Below are 15349 nucleotides of genomic sequence, written 5' to 3' on the forward strand. Positions count from 1 at the left end.
ACGCTTGGATGGTTGGATGCTTAGTAAAATCCAACAAACTGCCAAGCCTACGCCTGCCAAGCCTCTAACCGTCCAAGCCTCCAAGCCTCCAAGCCTCTAACCATCCAAGCATCCATCTATTTCTTCCATATCCTTGTACTTATTATCCCGCACCTTTCAAGTATACCGAACTTTTCCGCGGTAATCAATAAAGCGGGTTTTACCGTGAAGTCGCCGTGTTTTTTGTTTATTTCGTCCACCGCGCAGGTTAACTGCCTTTTTTTTTCATCGTTTTCAAATAAAAATGACTGGCCTGCGGCGGCAGATAAATTGCCCACGCTTATTCCAAGCAGGCGGACCTCTTTTTGTAAAGGCAGAAGGGAATCAAATATTTCTTTCGCGCATTTAAAAATTTCTTCGCCGGAATCAAAGTAATGTTTAAAGGTCTTTCTTTGTGAAAAGCCGGTAAAGTCTGAAAACCTTACATAAACAGCGGCAGTCCGCGCGGTAAGCTTGTATCCGCGAAGGCGGAAACCGGTTTTTTCGCACAGCATTAAAAGGTATGAATATATCACGTTAATATCCGTTGTGTCTGCCGCAAGGGTGTGGCTGTGTCCGACTGATTTCACCGGTTTTTCATCGCCGTATTTTGCCACGGGGGTATCGTCAAGCCCCATGCCTATGGCTTTATATATCCTGCCAAGTATCCCGAAGTGCGACTTTAAAAGCTGCACAGGCGCGCCGCCAAGTTCGGCGGCTGTTTTTATTCCTATAAAATAAAGTTTCTCGGCCACGCGCGGGCCTATGCCCACGCCCTGAAGTTTTTCAACGGGCATATTTTTGAATATACCGTAAATGTCTTCTTTGTTCATTACTGTCAGCCCGTCCGGTTTGTGCATCTTGCCGGCTATTTTGGATACTACGCGGTTAGGCCCTATTCCCACGGAACATAACAGTCCAAACTCTTTTTTTATCCTGTCTTTTATTTCGCGCGCTATGTTAACTGCGCCGCCAAAAAGGCGGTGCGTGGCTGTGACATCCATGAAACATTCGTCAATGGAAAAGACTTCCACCATATCCGTGTAATCAAGAAGTATTTTGTGTATGCGAAGGGAGGTTTCAATATATTTATCAAGGTCGCCCTGCACGGGGATAAGGCCGGGGCATATCTGCCGTGCTTCGGGAAGGGTCATGCCTGTCTTTACGCCAAAAGCGCGCGCTTCGTATGAAGCTGTGACTATTACCGTGCGCCCTTCGCCGCAGACCGCCACAGGTTTTCCGCGCAAAGCCGGGTTGCACTGTTGTTCCACAGAGGCGAAATAGGCGTTCATGTCCACCAGCATTATGGTGCGCGCCGCGGATGGTGAAAGGCTCATAAAATCTCTGACTTCATCAGTTTCCATTCCATGGAATCGCGGTTGAAAGAAAGTTCATAGCTGCCGGAATCTGCAGTTACCGCAAAGTGCAGAAGCACGGCTTTGCCGTCCGTGCTTTTCCAGTTGTAATTTACGGAATTTATAAGTATCTTTTTCTTGCGCCATGTAAACCAGCGCGGCACGGGGCCGGTTGTGCCAAAGACCACGCCGGCTTTTACTTTCTCGTTTATTTTTTCGGCGGACATCAGCATTTCCTCATTACGCCGACCACTTTTCCCATGACCACAGCTTCTTTTGATAATATCGGTTTGTAGTTGGGGTTTTCTGCCACAAGTTTCACGCCGTCTTTGGATTTGTAGAAGCGTTTTACCGTGGCTTCTTCGCCTATAAGCGCGGCTACAATTTCACCTTCGTCCGCGGACGGCTGTTTTCGTACAAAAACAATATCGCCGTCAAGTATGCCGGCGTTTATCATGCTGTCGCCTTTTACTGACAGGGCAAACATGTCTTTTACCCCGAAAATATCCACAACGCTGTGAATGTGCCGTTCCACATTTTCCGCCGCGTAAATGGGAAGACCCGCGCTTATCTTTCCCAGAAGGGGAATACCGGTCTGAACTGACACCAGTTCTATAGAGCGCGACAGGTTCTTTTTCATCTTTATAAATCCCTCTTCCGCCAGTTTTTTAAGGTGGTAGCGCACCGGCCAGGTGGATGAAAAACCCGCTTTTTTTGCAATCTCCCGCAGGGTAGGGGGCGTGCTGCTGTCTGTTAAACTGTCTGTTATTATTTCCAGTACTTTTTTTGTGCTTCTGTGCATAATGATAACCTCCAAAAGATAGCGAATTAAGCTATAAGCAATTAAGCATAAGCGAAAGATTGAAACATAGAGCGTTAAGCTATAAGCAGTTAAGTAAAACATAGCGAATTAAGCTATAAGCAGTTAAGCATAAGCGAAAGATTGAAACATAGAGCGTTAAGCTATAAGCAGGGCAACTTAATCCGCTTATGCTTATTTCTTCGCTATAGCTTAATTGCTTAATCCGCTTCTGCTTATTTCTAAATTAGCACATTTGTGCTACTACGTCAAGACTTATTGCGCCGCTTATTATCGTATGGTATAGTTAAATGGAATTAAATATGGAGGTGAGTATATGCGTATCGGCAAAGCAGTACTGTTGTTTCTTGTTGTGGTTGTGTTTTTTTTATCAGGCTGTTCCAGGCGTTATATAGTGAATGTGGATTCCATAAATGACAGGAGTGCTATTACAGGCAAAAATTTTGTAATAGTCTCCGGCAATAAAAATATAGACGCAAGCGACCTGCAGTTTATGGAATATGCCTGTTATGTGGCTGCAGCTCTTGAAAAAAAAGGATATACTGCGGTGGACAGTATAGGTAAAGCGGATTTAGAAATATACATGTCATACGGCGTGGGAGAAGCGGAAAGGCATGTATATTCATATACCACTCCGGTGTGGGGGCAGACCGGCGGCGAGACCACGACAATAGCCAATATAATAAAGGAAGAGGACGGCTCTACAAAGTACATATCCAGCACTTCGTATACGCCGGATTACGGCATTACCGGGTACCAGGAAAGGACGGACGTGTATACCACATACCCAAAATACATAATTCTTGATGCGTATGACCTTAAATTAAAACAGGAAAATAAAAAACTTAAGCAGCTGTGGAAAACGTCAATAAGCAATCATGGCGGTACAAAAGAATTAAGAAAGTTTTTTCCTATAATGATAACTGCGGCGCAGCAGTATATAGGCGAAAATACAGGTGAAGAGATAAGCTTAAGCGTCGGCGAAGAAGATGAAGCCGCGGTAAAATGTGTAAGATAAGCAAGTTATAAATTTCACAATATAATAAAAAAAACAGAATGGAATTTGCTGCCGGTAAATGGTAGAATGCTAAAAAATATTTCAGGAGGAATACATGGCTGGATGTTCAATTATAAATCATAAAGGGAAGAAGATTGTTCATATGGATTTTTCAAACAGCAATCAGGAAGAAGTAATGAGTACTATGAAGCAGGCGGAAGCGCTTATACGCAATCAGCCGCCGGAAAGCGTGCTGGGGCTGCTGGATATTTCGGGAAGTATGTATAATAAAGAAATAGCAGCTGCTTTTAAGGATTTTGCGGCGGGCAATAAACCGTTTATAAAAATGACGGCTGTAGTGGGGCTGGAAGGCATAAAAAAAGTCCTTTATGACGCTGTCCTTATGTTTACAAGAAGAAAAAATTTGGTCGCCATGGACAGCCTTGAAAAAGCAAAGGATTTTCTGGCGGAACTGAAATAAAAAACCGGAGGTAATAATGGCTGCGGCAAAAAACGGAGATAAAGTTAAAGTACACTATAAAGGCAGTTTAAAGGACGGAAAAGTATTTGATTCTTCCGAAGGAAAAGAGCCGCTGGAATTTACAATAGGCACAGGCCAGGTGATACCGGGTTTTGAAAATGGAGTACTGGGCCTTTCTGCCGGGGAAAAAAAGACAATTGTAATACCCTGCGCGCAGGCTTACGGGGAATACAGCGATGAAGCTGTGTTTTCAATAGGCAAAGAAAATCTTCCCGAGGGAATGGAGCCAAAAGCAGGGCAGGAACTTCAGATGGTCAGCCCCGAAGGCCAGGTGTTTCAGGTAATAATAATGGAAGTGTCAGGCAATGAAGTTAAGCTGGACGCAAATCATCCGCTTGCGGGTAAGGACCTTACTTTTGAACTGGAGCTTGTGAAGATAAACTAAAGCCTGGCGAGAGTAATGTTATAGAAAATAACCGGGATTATTGCTGAAATAATATTAAACGGGAGGGTGAAATGGAAGTAAAAGGAACGGCTGTTATTTCCACCAGGGAATTTGTAAAAGCGGCTTTTGGGGAACAGAATATGAACAAGTGGATATCAAGCCTTGACCCGCAGGCAAAAAAAGTATACGAGAGCGCGATTCTTACAAATAACTGGTATCCTATTGAAGATGCGTTAAGGAAACCCACAAAGAAGATTGGCGAACTTTTTTACAGCGGGGATGTAAAAAAAGGCGCGTGGGATTCGGGAATGTTCAGCGCTGACTATGGTTTAAAGGGCATCTACAGGCTGTTTGTCAAGATGGGTTCGGCAAAGTTTATTATAAATAAGGCAAGTTCAATTTTTTCCACTTATTATAAGCCAAGTGTAATGCAGTCGGAAGTTACGGGGGATAATTCATCGGTATTAAGAATAGTGGAATTTGCTGATATATGCCCTGTTGTGGAAAGCAGGATAGGCGGCTGGATGCATAAAGGCCTTGAAATCTGCGGGGTAACGGATATTAATGTGGAAATAGTAAAGGCAAAGACAAAAGGCGATGCGGTTACGGAATATGCAGTCAGCTGGAGTGATAAATAGGTTTTTAAAGCATAATATGTGATATGTACAGGGGTGTATGTTGGATGTAATGTTTGAAAAAATAAGCGCAGGCGCGGAACAGGTCTTAAAAAAATCACGCGGGTCACACGATTGGGAACACACACAAAGAGTGCTGCGGCTTGCTGTTCATCTGGCAAAAAAAGAAAAAGCAGATATAAAAATTGTTAAATATGCCGCGGTGCTTCATGATATATCCCGCCATGAAGAAGATAAAAGCGGCGGCAAAAAAGACCATGCGCTGCTTGGGGCGAAAAAGGCTTCGCGGATATTATTAAGGAATGGATTTAAAGCCGGTTTTGTTGAATCTGTAAAGCACTGCATAGAGTGCCACAGGTTCAGGTCCCAAAGAAGGCCCGCGACAAAAGAGGCAATGGTGCTGTTTGACGCGGATAAACTGGATTCCATAGGCGCGGTAGGAATAGGACGGGCATTTTTATTTGCCGGTGAAGTGGGGGCAAAGCTGCATAATCCCGGGGCTGATATTTTAAAGACAAAACCATACACACAGGATGATACAGCGTACAGGGAATATATGGTAAAATTAAGGTACGTAAGGGGCAGAATGTTTACGAGGGAAGGCAAAAAACTTGCAAAAGAACGCCATGCTTTTATGATGCTGTTTTTTAAAAGGCTTGGCATGGAAGCGGAAGGTAAAATATAAAGTGAAAGTCACACCCGAAAATATACTTACAGAGCAGGAAAAAATTATGCTTCAGGCAGGTATTAATACTGCTGAAAGCCGCACAACCGGCAGAATACGCGTGCATATAGAAAAAAAAGCCGGAAGGGATCCGTTTGAAAGGGCAAGGGCTGTATTTGAAACCTACAGCCTTAATAATTCAACGGATAAAAACTGTGTGCTTCTTTATATATCAACTGCTGATAGAAAGTTTGTGGTATTTGCCGATGACGGAATAAATGGGAAAGTTCCGGAAGGTTTTTGGAAACATGTAAGTGATTCTGTGACCGGAAAACTGAAAGAAGGCCAGTTTTCAATAGGGTTGACTGCAGCGGTTAATCTTACGGGCAGCATGTTAGCTGATTTTTTTCCGGCAATTTCCATAAATGAGGCGGCGCAATGAGATTGAGGATAGCTGTTGCCTTTATAATTTTTATTATTTTTTCAACCGCATTGTTTTCGTCAGACTCTGTTCCGTACAGAAAAAGCAGGTATATTAACGACTATGCGTCTGTGATAAATGACAAAAACGCCGGTGAAATTATGCTGCTTTTAAAACGGTTTGAAAAAAGAACCGGAATTGAAGCTTCAATTCTTACTATAGGTTCCGCGTCCGATTACACGGCAGGAAAAGAAGGGGTTGACATCCTTGCTGCAAACGCGCTTAGCGAGTGGAAGCTGGAACAGGGCGGGATACTTATGCTGGTGGCGGTTAACGACAGGCGGTTAAAAGTGGAACTGGGGCAGACGCTGGCTGAAAGCGGAGAAAAAAAGTTTCAGGAAATTATAAATAATGTAATTGTGCCTTATTTTAAAGCCGGGGATTATAGCGCCGGTATTTATGAAGGCGCAAAAGCCATGACAGAATCGTTTTCATCCCATGGTAAAACAAAAGGCCCTGAATTTTTAGTTTTCATATTGATTGGCGGTGCTGCGCTTTTATTTGCGCTTGCCGGTATCAGTTTCATGTTGGGAAAAAACAAGACAAAAAAACAGTTTGTTAAACAGCCCGTGGACAGTGAAAAAAAGGGTTACGGCGGCGGGGCTGTCGGCAATTGGTAATAAAATGCAGTCCTGCGCTTGAAAAATCATCTTTTTTTTGTAATATACTTTTTTTTCTTTTTCATATATAATTTAATTGTAATTGTTTGATTTCCCGCAACTAAGGGGGCGGCTTATGTGGGAATGCAGGTTGTTTAAATTTTCAATTTTACCCGGTATTACGCTGCTAAAAAAAATATGGATTGAAAAGTTTAATTTTGTTATGTGTTTTTCGGGTAAGGCGGCGTGTTATGAACGTAATTAGCGGCAATAAAAACCCAAGGATTCTTCTTGTGGAGGATAATCCGGCGGAATTACGACTGATAAGGGAAATTTTTAAGGGGTTTGACCCCGACTGCAGCATTGTAAGCGCAAGGGACGGGGTGGAAGCCACGGACATACTGTTAAGGGATAATGATACGGGTTTTGACATTGTAATTCTTGACCTTAACCTGCCAAGGAAAAGCGGGCTGGAAGTTTTAAGTGAAATAAAACAAAGCAAGGCCGCAAGTTTAATACCGATAGTGGTGCTTTCCACTTCGGATTCAGAAAGTGATATTGTAAGGTCTTACGAATTGTCGGCTAACTGTTATATTACGAAACCCGCGGGGTTGGATAACCTTATAGACGCGGTAAAGGGAATTGATAATTTTTGGCTTTCTTTTGGAAAACGCGATGATGTTAAAGCGCATTGAAATATTTTTAATTATTTGTTTTTATATAAACGGTAAAAAATAAGGGCGGTTTCTGTGAATAAAAAGCATATAAAAGTACTGCTTATAGAGGATAATCAGGGCGATGTAAGGCTTATCTGGGAAATACTTTCAGAAGTTAGAAATTCACCTTTTTATCTTGAAGTTGCATCCACGCTTTTAAGCGGGCTTCAGGCGCTGGATAAAGTGAAGCCGGACATTGTACTTCTTGACCTTACCCTGCCGGACAGCAACGGCATATACACGCTTAACAGGGTGAAAGATAAAGTTAAAGAAGTGCCTGTGGTTGTTCTTACCGGAATGGATGATGAAATGCTGGCAATTAAGTCGCTTAAAGAAGGCGCGCAGGATTATCTTGTTAAAGGCAGGACAGACAGCGAACTTTTAAAACGCGCCATACTTCACGCCATAGAAAGAAACAAGCTTATAAGTGAAATGGAAGAAAATGACCGCAAACTTAAAGAAAGCTACGAAAAGCTTCAGGAACAGGACCGCCGCAGGGAGTCTGAAATACGGAACCTGGCTGAGGGTATAATACCGGTGGAAAAAGCTCTGAAAGAAGCGCTGGAAAAGCACAGCAGAGGCGGCGAAGAACGCGACGGAATTGAAAAAACACTTAATGAAGCTGTTATGCTGCTGGAAAAAATAAAAAAAATAAACGTTTAGTTTTCTTGATATGCGCCTTTTTGGGTGATATAAATAATATTGGGAAATAAAAAAATATACGGGAGATGGGGAAATGTCCGCTGCAGAAATGAAAACTGTTGATATTTTACTTGTTGAAGATAACAGGGCAGATATTAAACTCATTGAAGAATGCTTCAAGGAATTAACCATAAAGTGCAACATCAGCGTTGCAACTGACGGTGAACAGGCCGTCAATATATTAAAAAGAACCGGCGGATACACCGAAAGTTTAAGGCCGGATGTGGTGCTTTTAGACCTTAAAATACCAAAAAAAGACGGTTTTGAAGTCTTAAAAGAGATTAAAAATGATGAAAATCTTTCCGGTATCCCTGTTATCATACTTTCATCTTCAAGCCTTAAAAATGACATTGATAAAGCATATGCTTTAAAAGCTAATTTTTATATCACCAAAGAAATGGATATAGAAAATTATATACAGATAGCAAAATATATAGAAGATTACTGGCTGTCAAAGTCGGATAAAAGGGCCATATAGAATTACCTGCCCGGACCCGTAAAAGACCTGAATTAAAGATTTCAACCTGAAAATCCCCCTGAATCGCATAAAGTTAAATCATAAAGATATTCTAAATTAAACCGCGGCGGTAAATTTTGCCTATTATCGTGTTTGACAGTAATTGGGGGATAAATTATAATATATTATCCGTAAATGTTGTTTTTTGCGGCAGGTGCCGCGCACGCTGTTTTAAGGAGCTGGTAAAAAGTGGAGTATCAGAAGGACTTTTTTAAGAAGATACTGGACAGCCTCTATGATTCTGTTTATTTCTGCGATGCCGAAAGAAAAATATCATATTGGAATAAGGCCGCGGAAAAACTTACGGGCTACACAGCGCAGGAAATTATAGGGACGCACTGCTGGGACCGTAAACTTGTGCATACAAATGTTAAAGGCGAACCGCTTTGCGGAAGTGAAACATGCCCTGCGATAAGGGCGATGAAGGAAAGGCGCCTTGTGGAAGAGGCCATATATTTAAAGCACAAAGACGGTCACAGGATACCTGTTTTAACCCGGATATCACCGATTTTTACTGATAACGGTGAAGTGGCAGGCGCTGTGGAAATCTTCAGCGATAACTCATCCAAAATGAGCGCGTTTATGCAGATAGAAAAACTTGAAAAACTTGCTTTTATTGATGAACTTACAGGGATAGGCAACAGAAGGTATTCGGAAATTAAGATAGGCGCCAAACTTGCGGAAATTGAAAGATATGCATGGGCCAGGGATTTTGGGCTGCTCTTTATGGATATAGATAAATTTAAGGATGTTAATGATAAGTATGGCCATGACGCAGGTGATGATGTTCTAAAAATGGTGGCAAAAACACTTGCGGCCAATTTAAGGACTGAAGACTTTATAGGCAGGTGGGGCGGCGAAGAGTTTGTAGCGGTTATTTCGGACGCGGACAATAAAACGCTTTATGCGATAGCGGAAAAGTTAAGGTCGCTTGTGTCGCAGTCCTCGTTGAATACATCTGACGGGACAGTGGCTGTAACAATTTCCATAGGTGCAACAGTTGCGAAAAGGGGAGAATCCATGGAACAGCTTGTAAAAAGGGCTGACAGGTTTATGTATGAAAGTAAAAATTCGGGAAGAAACTACGTTACAATAGGGTGAGATGATGGAACAAAACGAAGCGCTTGAAAAGATATACAAAACGGCAAAGGTTGTAGGTTATATTCTGTTTGCAAGCCTGTTTTTTTATGCGGGGATAGTGGAATTTATTTCCCGCAGGCCGGAAATAGCGGGAAAGACGATAGTGGATTTTGATCCGGTAATGTTAAAGAAAATATTTCTTGTTTTAAGTGTTGTGGTTTATATAATATGCCTGTATATCAAGAAGTATTTTTTAAGGAAGGCATCGCTTGGCGGAAGCCAGGCGATTTCATCGCTTTACATATCTTCCGTGTCGGTGCTTATGATATGTCAGGTACCCGCCGCGCTGGGGCTTGTTTTATATTTTTCGGCCGGCACCAAACAGGATTTTTACGGGCTGCTTGCTGTTTCTGCCCTTTTATTTGTTATTTTTTTCCCAAGGTTTCCTGAATGGAAAAAGGTGTTTAAAATAAAGTAGCAGATTACAACTTACAATTATCAGGTTACAGCTGTCAGCTGTTAGTTTGTAGCTTTAACCTTTAACCTGTAACCTGTAACCTGTAACCTGTAACCTGTAACCTGTAACCTGTAACCTGTAACCTGTAACCTGTAACTTGTACGCTTAATTAGTATCACAATCCATTTCCGGAGGTTTGTCTTGCCCGAAAAACTTAACGAAAAGAAGCTTATGGAAGAACTTAATAGTTTAAGGGAAAAACTATCCAGTCAGGAAAGCCTTGAAAAGGAAATAAAGGATTTAAGGCAGTCTCTGAAAAACGCAGAGGAAATAAGCAGCAAGATGGCCATGACTTCACTTGATGCTGTTATGACCATGGACCTGTCCGGACAGGTGATTTATGCTTCGGAGCGCGCCGCGCAGCTTTATGGTGCGCAATCAGTTTCGGAGCTAGTGGGAAAAAATGTAAGAATAGCATTAGATAGTGAAGATATACAAAGGTTTGACTTAAATATAAAGAAACTTCTATCAGAAGGTTTTGTCAGCGGAAGTGAATATATCATAAAGAAACAGAATGGGGAGGCTATTTATATTGAGTTAAGTTCCGCTGTTATGAAAGATAACCGGGGTGAACCTGTCGGTTTTATTTCCTCTATACGGGATATAACAAGAAGAAAGAAACTTGAACGCGAACTGGTTGAGAACATTAATAAATATAAGACGCTGTTTGAATCCGCGTATGACGCAATAACGGTGCATGAATATTTGCCGGGAGAAACAGACGGAAGAATACTGGAAGCAAACGAAGTGGCATGCCGGATGATAGGTTTAAGCAGGGGCCAGCTTCTGAAAAAAAAGCTTTCGGATTTTATGCCGCCTGAGGCAACCGGAATTTCCAGAAAGGCCGTGCAACAAATAGCCCAAAACGGGCATTGTATTTTTGAGACTGTAGTAAGGGCGGAGCACATAACTTATCAGGCGGAAGTAAGCGCCCATATGATAGATTTTGCGGGAAAGAAAGCGGTAATTTCCGTAATAAGGGATATAAGCGAAAGAAAGAAAACTGAACGTATACTTGAAGACAGCGCCAGGACTGTTCGTAAAATAATGAACGGCATAATAATGGCAATGGAAAAGCTTGTAGAAAAGAAGGATGTTTATACTGTAGGCCATCAGAACCGTACGGCAGACCTGGCCGCGGCCATTGCCTCTGAAATGGGGCTTGATAAAGACAGGATAGCCGGCATATATATAGCTGCGGTTATTCATGATATAGGCAAAATATTTATTTCCGGATCTATTTTAAATAAGAAAGCTAAACTTACAGGCGATGAATACGATATAATTAAACGGCACCCGCAGGCCGGTTTTGACGTGCTTAAGAATATAGACTTTCCGTGGCCTATAGCGCAGATAGTGCTTCAGCACCACGAAAGGATAAACGGCAGCGGTTACCCCGACGGGCTTAAAGACGGGCAGATACTTCTGGAATCCAGGATAATAAGCATAGCGGATGTGGTGGAGGCAATAACTTTTGAACGTCCTTACCATGAAGCGTATGGCATTGAAAGGGCTCTTGAAGAAATAGAACGCAACAAAGGTATTCTGTATGATTCGGAAATTGTGGATGTGTGCTTAAAACTTTTCAGGGAAAAGGGTTATGTTTTAAATGATGAACTGCGGGACAGGGACAGCATAATTTTTTGATAAATAAATTAAAATGGAGCGTAATTTTTGAAAAAAACATTTTTGTTATACTGCTTTGTAACTGTTGTTTTTATTTTTTGCGGATGCACGGGAAGTTCCAATCCCGCCGCGGCTTCTTACAGGCCTCCTGTGGCTGCGCCTACCGCGGTGCCGGGAATGGCAAACTGGCAGGAAATAGATGTGCCTGTTCAGGTTAAAGGGGTGTATAACCATGCGCTGTTAAAACTTGGCGGCAGCATTGCTGTTATAGGCGGAAAAAGTGAAAATGCATATTTGAAAGATGTACCGTTAACCGTTGATTTTGAAATCTGGTCAACTTCCGCTGCAAATACAGGTTTTGGTGAAAGGGAAGATTTTGCTTTCTGTACGGATGGTGGTAAAACTTACGTAATAGGCGGTTATTATAACGATGACAAGGGCGAAAAGTTTTTTAATGACACATGGATTTCATACGGGGCCGTGACTTTTACGGCGCTTGCCGCGGAAAATACTGCACCGGCGGCGCGCGGTTTAAGGGCGGCTGTTTTTAAGGATAAGCCCCGTTTAAGCGGCGGTTTTGACGGCAAAAAATACAGCAGTGATGTGTATTATTTTGATAAAGAAAAAGGATGGATAAAGGAAAAAACAGACAGGGAATTATTTAAAACAAGGTCATCGCACGGTTTTATTGTTTTTGACAATAAATTATGGGTTATAGGCGGAAAAGGGGAAAAAGAGAAATTTTCTGATGTATGGAATTCAACCAATGGCGCTGACTGGGAGGCGGTAACAACAAGCGCCACGTTTGGGGAAAGGTCGGATTTTGCCTGTTTTGTTTTTGGCGGAAGGATGTGGGTAATGGGCGGGCAGCTTTCGGATGGTAAAGCGGCCGGCGATGTGTGGTGGTCAGTTAACGGCAAGGTGTGGATACAGGCGGCCAAGGACGCGTTTCCGGCAAGGTATTCAGCCGGGTTAATATCAGAAGGCGGCGCTGTTTATCTTTTTGGCGGGAAATCGGACAAAATAAAAAATGACGGATGGTGGTCTAAATGAAAAAAATCGCGGTAATATTACTGATAATGTTTACTGTTTCGTGCGGGCAGATATTTATGATGGAAGCGGAAAAAGCCAGGGCAAAAGCCGGGGATTTTCTTTATACGCTGTATAAAATGCAGGACGTGGATGCCGCGTACGCCATGACAGACCCGAATTTTGAAAATAACAACGGCATAGGCGCGCTGGAAATTGCCTTTGATACCGCAAAGCTAAAATACGGCCGTTTTGAAGGGTTTAAAGCGGACAGCTATCTGGTGGATTCAAATTCGCGCACCATTGAGCTTTTTTACAGGGCGTTAAGCGAAAAAGGAGTGCTTTATCACAGGCTTACCGTGAGGCTTGATGAAAAAGGCAAGTACAGAATTACGGGAATGGAAACATCCCCCATAGCTTTTGGGCCTTTCAGGACAGAAAGAAAATTTAAAAGCGAATAATAAAGGGGCGATAAAATGGCTGTTGAATGGAAACCGGAAATGTCGGTGGGTATAGGCGAAGTGGATGTGCAGCACAGAAAGATTATCGGCAAATTAAAGGAACTGTCTGACGCGCTTGAAAAAAAAGAAGAGCCTGAAACCGCGGCGGGCATCCTTAAATTTCTTGCTGTTTATATTGAAGAACATTTCAGGACAGAAGAAATGTTTATGCTTAAATATATATATCCGGATTTTAAGGAACATCAGGAAAAACACCTGGGCTTTCTAAAGCGTATCACGCTGCTTTACGATGAACTAAGCACGGGTAGTATAAAAGGCGATGATATTTATAATGAAAGCATAGCGGTGTATAACTGGTTTGTACTGCATATAGAAAATACCGATAAAAAGATGGGCGCTTTTTTAAGGGGCAAAATAAGATAAACTGTTTATGTTTTAAAACTGCAGGGGGCGCATTTGAATATATGGACGGCGGTGCATTTTTCGGCTTTTTTAATTTATTCAGTGCTTGTTGTCTATGTCATTCTGAAAAATCCAAACGCGGTCATAAACTGGATGCTGGCGGCTGTTTTTCTGTGTATGTGGTTCTGGAGCGGCACAAATACAATACTTTATAATTCCTACATATCCCCGCTGACGGCCGATTTTGTGCTTAGGGTTCAGTCGCTGTCGTGGGCTATTTTTCCGGTTTTTTATGCCCTTTTTTTGTTTCATCTGATGAAGAAAACCGCGGTTCTAAATAATTCGTTTCTGTATATCGCCCTGTTTTTTGTTACGGCATTTTTTCAATTTGGTAATTTTTCCGGACAGATGCTTATCTGCTGTGACAGAACTTATTTTGGCCTGACGGGAATATGGAAAAATTCTTTTTATGTGTATCTTTTTATAGTTTACAGCGCGGTTGTTTTCGCAGTACTGATGCTAAACCTTATAAGTTTCATAAGAAAACACAAACAGGGCAATTACAGAAAATCAGCTGAAATAATACTTGGAAGCACTGTTATGTTTTTTGTGGTTACGGTTATAGTAAGTTTTGTTTTAAAAGCTCTGCGCATTCATATACCTCTTCAGGTGAATATTACCCTTCTTGTATTTGTCGCGGGAATAGTTTATGCGGCGGAAAAATACAGTTTTTTTGAGATAAACGCGGAAACTGCCGCAGATAAAATTGTTGAATCAATTGATGAAGGTTTAATACTGACAGATATGGACGGGATTGTAGTGGAAGCAAATAAACACGCGGTTGAAATGATGGAGCGGTTTGGCAATCCCCGTGGAAAGAATATATTTGAACTTTTGGGTGAGAATTCGCTGGTAAAAAGGGTGGCATCAGGCGAAAAAATTATGGAAGAAGAAGCGGTAAGGGAAACGCCGTCAGGAAGAAAGGTTTATACAATATCTGCAGGGCCGGTGGAGAAGAGGGGCGAAAGGTTTGGCTATATATGCGTCATAAACGATATTACTGCAAGAAAAACAGCTGAAGAAGAACTTAAATATACTATCGCGGAATTAAAAAAATCTAATGCGGACCTGGAACAATTCGCTAATGTGGCGGCACATGATTTGAAGGAGCCCGCAAGGATGGTGGCAAGCCATGTGCAGCTGCTGAAGAAGAAAGCTTATGAAAAACTGGATGGCGCTCAAAAGGAGCATATGGATTTTGCCGTTGAAGGCGCGTTTCGGATGAACAGCCTGATAAATGACTTATTGGATTATGCCGCTATACAGTCCGGTACCGTTAAAAATTCAATGCTGAATCTTGATTTGATTGCAGCCGGCGCTATCGCCGCTCTTAAACAGAATGCGGATGAAGCGGGCGCTAAAATAACTGTATCAGAAAGCCTTTTAAAAGTATGGGGTGATGAAAAACAGGTAATAAGGCTGTTTGTTAATGTAATAGGTAACGCGGTAAAATTCCGGCTTCCGGGGGTAAATCCAAAGATTCAAATTTCGGCCCGGGAGGACGCGGAGTATGTGCGCGTTCAAATAAAGGATAACGGGATTGGTATTAATGGGGAATATCTGGATAAAATCTTTAACATATTTCAACGGCTTAACCCGCGTGAGCGGTATGAAGGCAACGGCGTCGGCCTTGCCGTCTGCAGGCGTATAATGGAGAACCACGGCGGCAGAATCCTGGCGGAATCCGCAGGCGAAGGCAGAGGCAGTACGTTTGTGATTGAGTTTAAGAAATAAGTTAAGGCGG

General features: G+C 42.2%; 20 protein-coding genes. 17 read left to right on the plus strand and 3 right to left on the minus strand.

The features are described from left to right. Positions 1-116 precede the first annotated feature (116 nt). From CVV21_09805 to CVV21_09815, 3 genes are read right to left on the minus strand one after another with little or no spacing between them, the layout of a single operon-like run. Entirely contained in the window at positions 117-1382 is a 1266-nt protein-coding gene (locus CVV21_09805; protein ID PKL91078.1) for a DNA polymerase IV, read from the minus strand. Next, a complete protein-coding gene (locus tag CVV21_09810) occupies positions 1352-1600 on the minus strand; it encodes a hypothetical protein (protein ID PKL91079.1) in 249 nt (82 codons plus the stop codon). The genes CVV21_09805 and CVV21_09810 overlap by 31 nt, the downstream gene beginning before the upstream one ends. Next, the gene (locus tag CVV21_09815) at positions 1600-2277 is read right to left on the minus strand and encodes a hypothetical protein (GenBank protein ID PKL91080.1); all 678 of its coding nucleotides are present in this window, start codon (positions 2275-2277) and stop codon (positions 1600-1602) included. Before CVV21_09815 ends, CVV21_09810 begins: the two co-directional genes overlap by 1 nt. Before the next feature lie 232 nt (positions 2278-2509). Between CVV21_09815 and CVV21_09820 the strand changes: the two genes are divergently transcribed. From CVV21_09820 to CVV21_09900, 17 genes are all read left to right on the plus strand, one after another. Next, positions 2510-3211: a hypothetical protein gene (locus tag CVV21_09820; protein PKL91081.1), complete on the plus strand. Its 702-nt coding sequence runs from the start codon at positions 2510-2512 to the stop codon at positions 3209-3211. Between the two features lie 94 nt (positions 3212-3305). Beyond that, positions 3306-3671, plus strand: coding sequence for a hypothetical protein (locus CVV21_09825; GenBank protein ID PKL91082.1), 366 nt, complete (start codon positions 3306-3308; stop codon positions 3669-3671). Positions 3672-3687: 16 nt separating this feature from the next. Then, positions 3688-4116 (plus strand): peptidylprolyl isomerase, encoded by a 429-nt coding sequence (locus CVV21_09830; protein PKL91083.1) that lies wholly within the window; start codon positions 3688-3690, stop codon positions 4114-4116. A 71-nt stretch (positions 4117-4187) separates the two neighbouring features. Next, positions 4188-4754, plus strand: a complete 567-nt coding sequence (locus tag CVV21_09835; GenBank protein ID PKL91084.1) for a hypothetical protein — start codon at positions 4188-4190, stop codon at positions 4752-4754. A 49-nt stretch (positions 4755-4803) separates the two neighbouring features. Beyond that, on the plus strand, positions 4804-5436 hold the full coding sequence (locus CVV21_09840) for a phosphohydrolase (protein PKL91157.1): 633 nt from the start codon (positions 4804-4806) through the stop codon (positions 5434-5436). Position 5437: 1 nt separating this feature from the next. After that, the gene (locus tag CVV21_09845) at positions 5438-5857 is read left to right on the plus strand and encodes a hypothetical protein (protein ID PKL91085.1); all 420 of its coding nucleotides are present in this window, start codon (positions 5438-5440) and stop codon (positions 5855-5857) included. Continuing rightward, a complete protein-coding gene (locus CVV21_09850; GenBank protein ID PKL91086.1) occupies positions 5854-6516 on the plus strand; it encodes a hypothetical protein in 663 nt (220 codons plus the stop codon). Before CVV21_09845 ends, CVV21_09850 begins: the two co-directional genes overlap by 4 nt. Positions 6517-6746: 230 nt before the next feature. Beyond that, the gene (locus CVV21_09855; protein PKL91087.1) at positions 6747-7190 is read left to right on the plus strand and encodes a response regulator; all 444 of its coding nucleotides are present in this window, start codon (positions 6747-6749) and stop codon (positions 7188-7190) included. A gap of 39 nt (positions 7191-7229) precedes the next feature. Continuing rightward, complete coding sequence (locus CVV21_09860; GenBank protein ID PKL91088.1) at positions 7230-7874, plus strand: hypothetical protein; 645 nt, start codon at positions 7230-7232, stop codon at positions 7872-7874. An 88-nt stretch (positions 7875-7962) separates the two neighbouring features. After that, complete coding sequence (locus CVV21_09865) at positions 7963-8391, plus strand: response regulator (protein ID PKL91158.1); 429 nt, start codon at positions 7963-7965, stop codon at positions 8389-8391. Positions 8392-8619: 228 nt separating this feature from the next. Beyond that, positions 8620-9531, plus strand: coding sequence for a sensor domain-containing diguanylate cyclase (locus tag CVV21_09870; GenBank protein ID PKL91089.1), 912 nt, complete (start codon positions 8620-8622; stop codon positions 9529-9531). 4 nt (positions 9532-9535) lie between these two features. Next, positions 9536-9988 (plus strand): hypothetical protein, encoded by a 453-nt coding sequence (locus CVV21_09875; protein ID PKL91090.1) that lies wholly within the window; start codon positions 9536-9538, stop codon positions 9986-9988. A 180-nt stretch (positions 9989-10168) separates the two neighbouring features. Then, positions 10169-11674, plus strand: a complete 1506-nt coding sequence (locus CVV21_09880; protein PKL91091.1) for a hypothetical protein — start codon at positions 10169-10171, stop codon at positions 11672-11674. 27 nt (positions 11675-11701) lie between these two features. Next, entirely contained in the window at positions 11702-12706 is a 1005-nt protein-coding gene (locus CVV21_09885; GenBank protein PKL91092.1) for a hypothetical protein, read from the plus strand. Continuing rightward, entirely contained in the window at positions 12703-13143 is a 441-nt protein-coding gene (locus CVV21_09890) for a hypothetical protein (GenBank protein ID PKL91093.1), read from the plus strand. Before CVV21_09885 ends, CVV21_09890 begins: the two co-directional genes overlap by 4 nt. A gap of 15 nt (positions 13144-13158) precedes the next feature. After that, positions 13159-13566: a hypothetical protein gene (locus CVV21_09895; GenBank protein ID PKL91094.1), complete on the plus strand. Its 408-nt coding sequence runs from the start codon at positions 13159-13161 to the stop codon at positions 13564-13566. A 33-nt stretch (positions 13567-13599) separates the two neighbouring features. After that, positions 13600-15339, plus strand: coding sequence for a hypothetical protein (locus CVV21_09900; GenBank protein PKL91095.1), 1740 nt, complete (start codon positions 13600-13602; stop codon positions 15337-15339). Positions 15340-15349 lie beyond the last annotated feature (10 nt).

This window comes from Candidatus Goldiibacteriota bacterium HGW-Goldbacteria-1, assembly GCA_002839855.1.
Lineage (GTDB): Bacteria > Oederibacteriota > PGYV01 > PGYV01 > PGYV01 > PGYV01.

What these genes read in the sequence shown, in the direction of transcription:
- CVV21_09890 (PKL91093.1), top strand. Translation starts at nt 12,703, where the DNA reads ATGAAAAAAATCGCGGTAATATTACTGATAATGTTTACTGTTTCGTGC.
- CVV21_09825 (PKL91082.1), top strand. Translation starts at nt 3,306, where the DNA reads ATGGCTGGATGTTCAATTATAAATCATAAAGGGAAGAAGATTGTTCAT.
- CVV21_09815 (PKL91080.1), bottom strand. Translation starts at nt 2,277, where the DNA reads ATGTTTTACTTAACTGCTTATAGCTTAACGCTCTATGTTTCAATCTTT.
- CVV21_09865 (PKL91158.1), top strand. Translation starts at nt 7,963, where the DNA reads ATGAAAACTGTTGATATTTTACTTGTTGAAGATAACAGGGCAGATATT.
- CVV21_09810 (PKL91079.1), bottom strand. Translation starts at nt 1,600, where the DNA reads ATGTCCGCCGAAAAAATAAACGAGAAAGTAAAAGCCGGCGTGGTCTTT.
- CVV21_09850 (PKL91086.1), top strand. Translation starts at nt 5,854, where the DNA reads ATGAGATTGAGGATAGCTGTTGCCTTTATAATTTTTATTATTTTTTCA.
- CVV21_09820 (PKL91081.1), top strand. Translation starts at nt 2,510, where the DNA reads ATGCGTATCGGCAAAGCAGTACTGTTGTTTCTTGTTGTGGTTGTGTTT.
- CVV21_09855 (PKL91087.1), top strand. Translation starts at nt 6,747, where the DNA reads ATGAACGTAATTAGCGGCAATAAAAACCCAAGGATTCTTCTTGTGGAG.
- CVV21_09830 (PKL91083.1), top strand. Translation starts at nt 3,688, where the DNA reads ATGGCTGCGGCAAAAAACGGAGATAAAGTTAAAGTACACTATAAAGGC.
- CVV21_09895 (PKL91094.1), top strand. Translation starts at nt 13,159, where the DNA reads ATGGCTGTTGAATGGAAACCGGAAATGTCGGTGGGTATAGGCGAAGTG.
- CVV21_09835 (PKL91084.1), top strand. Translation starts at nt 4,188, where the DNA reads ATGGAAGTAAAAGGAACGGCTGTTATTTCCACCAGGGAATTTGTAAAA.
- CVV21_09840 (PKL91157.1), top strand. Translation starts at nt 4,804, where the DNA reads ATGTTTGAAAAAATAAGCGCAGGCGCGGAACAGGTCTTAAAAAAATCA.
- CVV21_09805 (PKL91078.1), bottom strand. Translation starts at nt 1,382, where the DNA reads ATGGAAACTGATGAAGTCAGAGATTTTATGAGCCTTTCACCATCCGCG.
- CVV21_09875 (PKL91090.1), top strand. Translation starts at nt 9,536, where the DNA reads ATGGAACAAAACGAAGCGCTTGAAAAGATATACAAAACGGCAAAGGTT.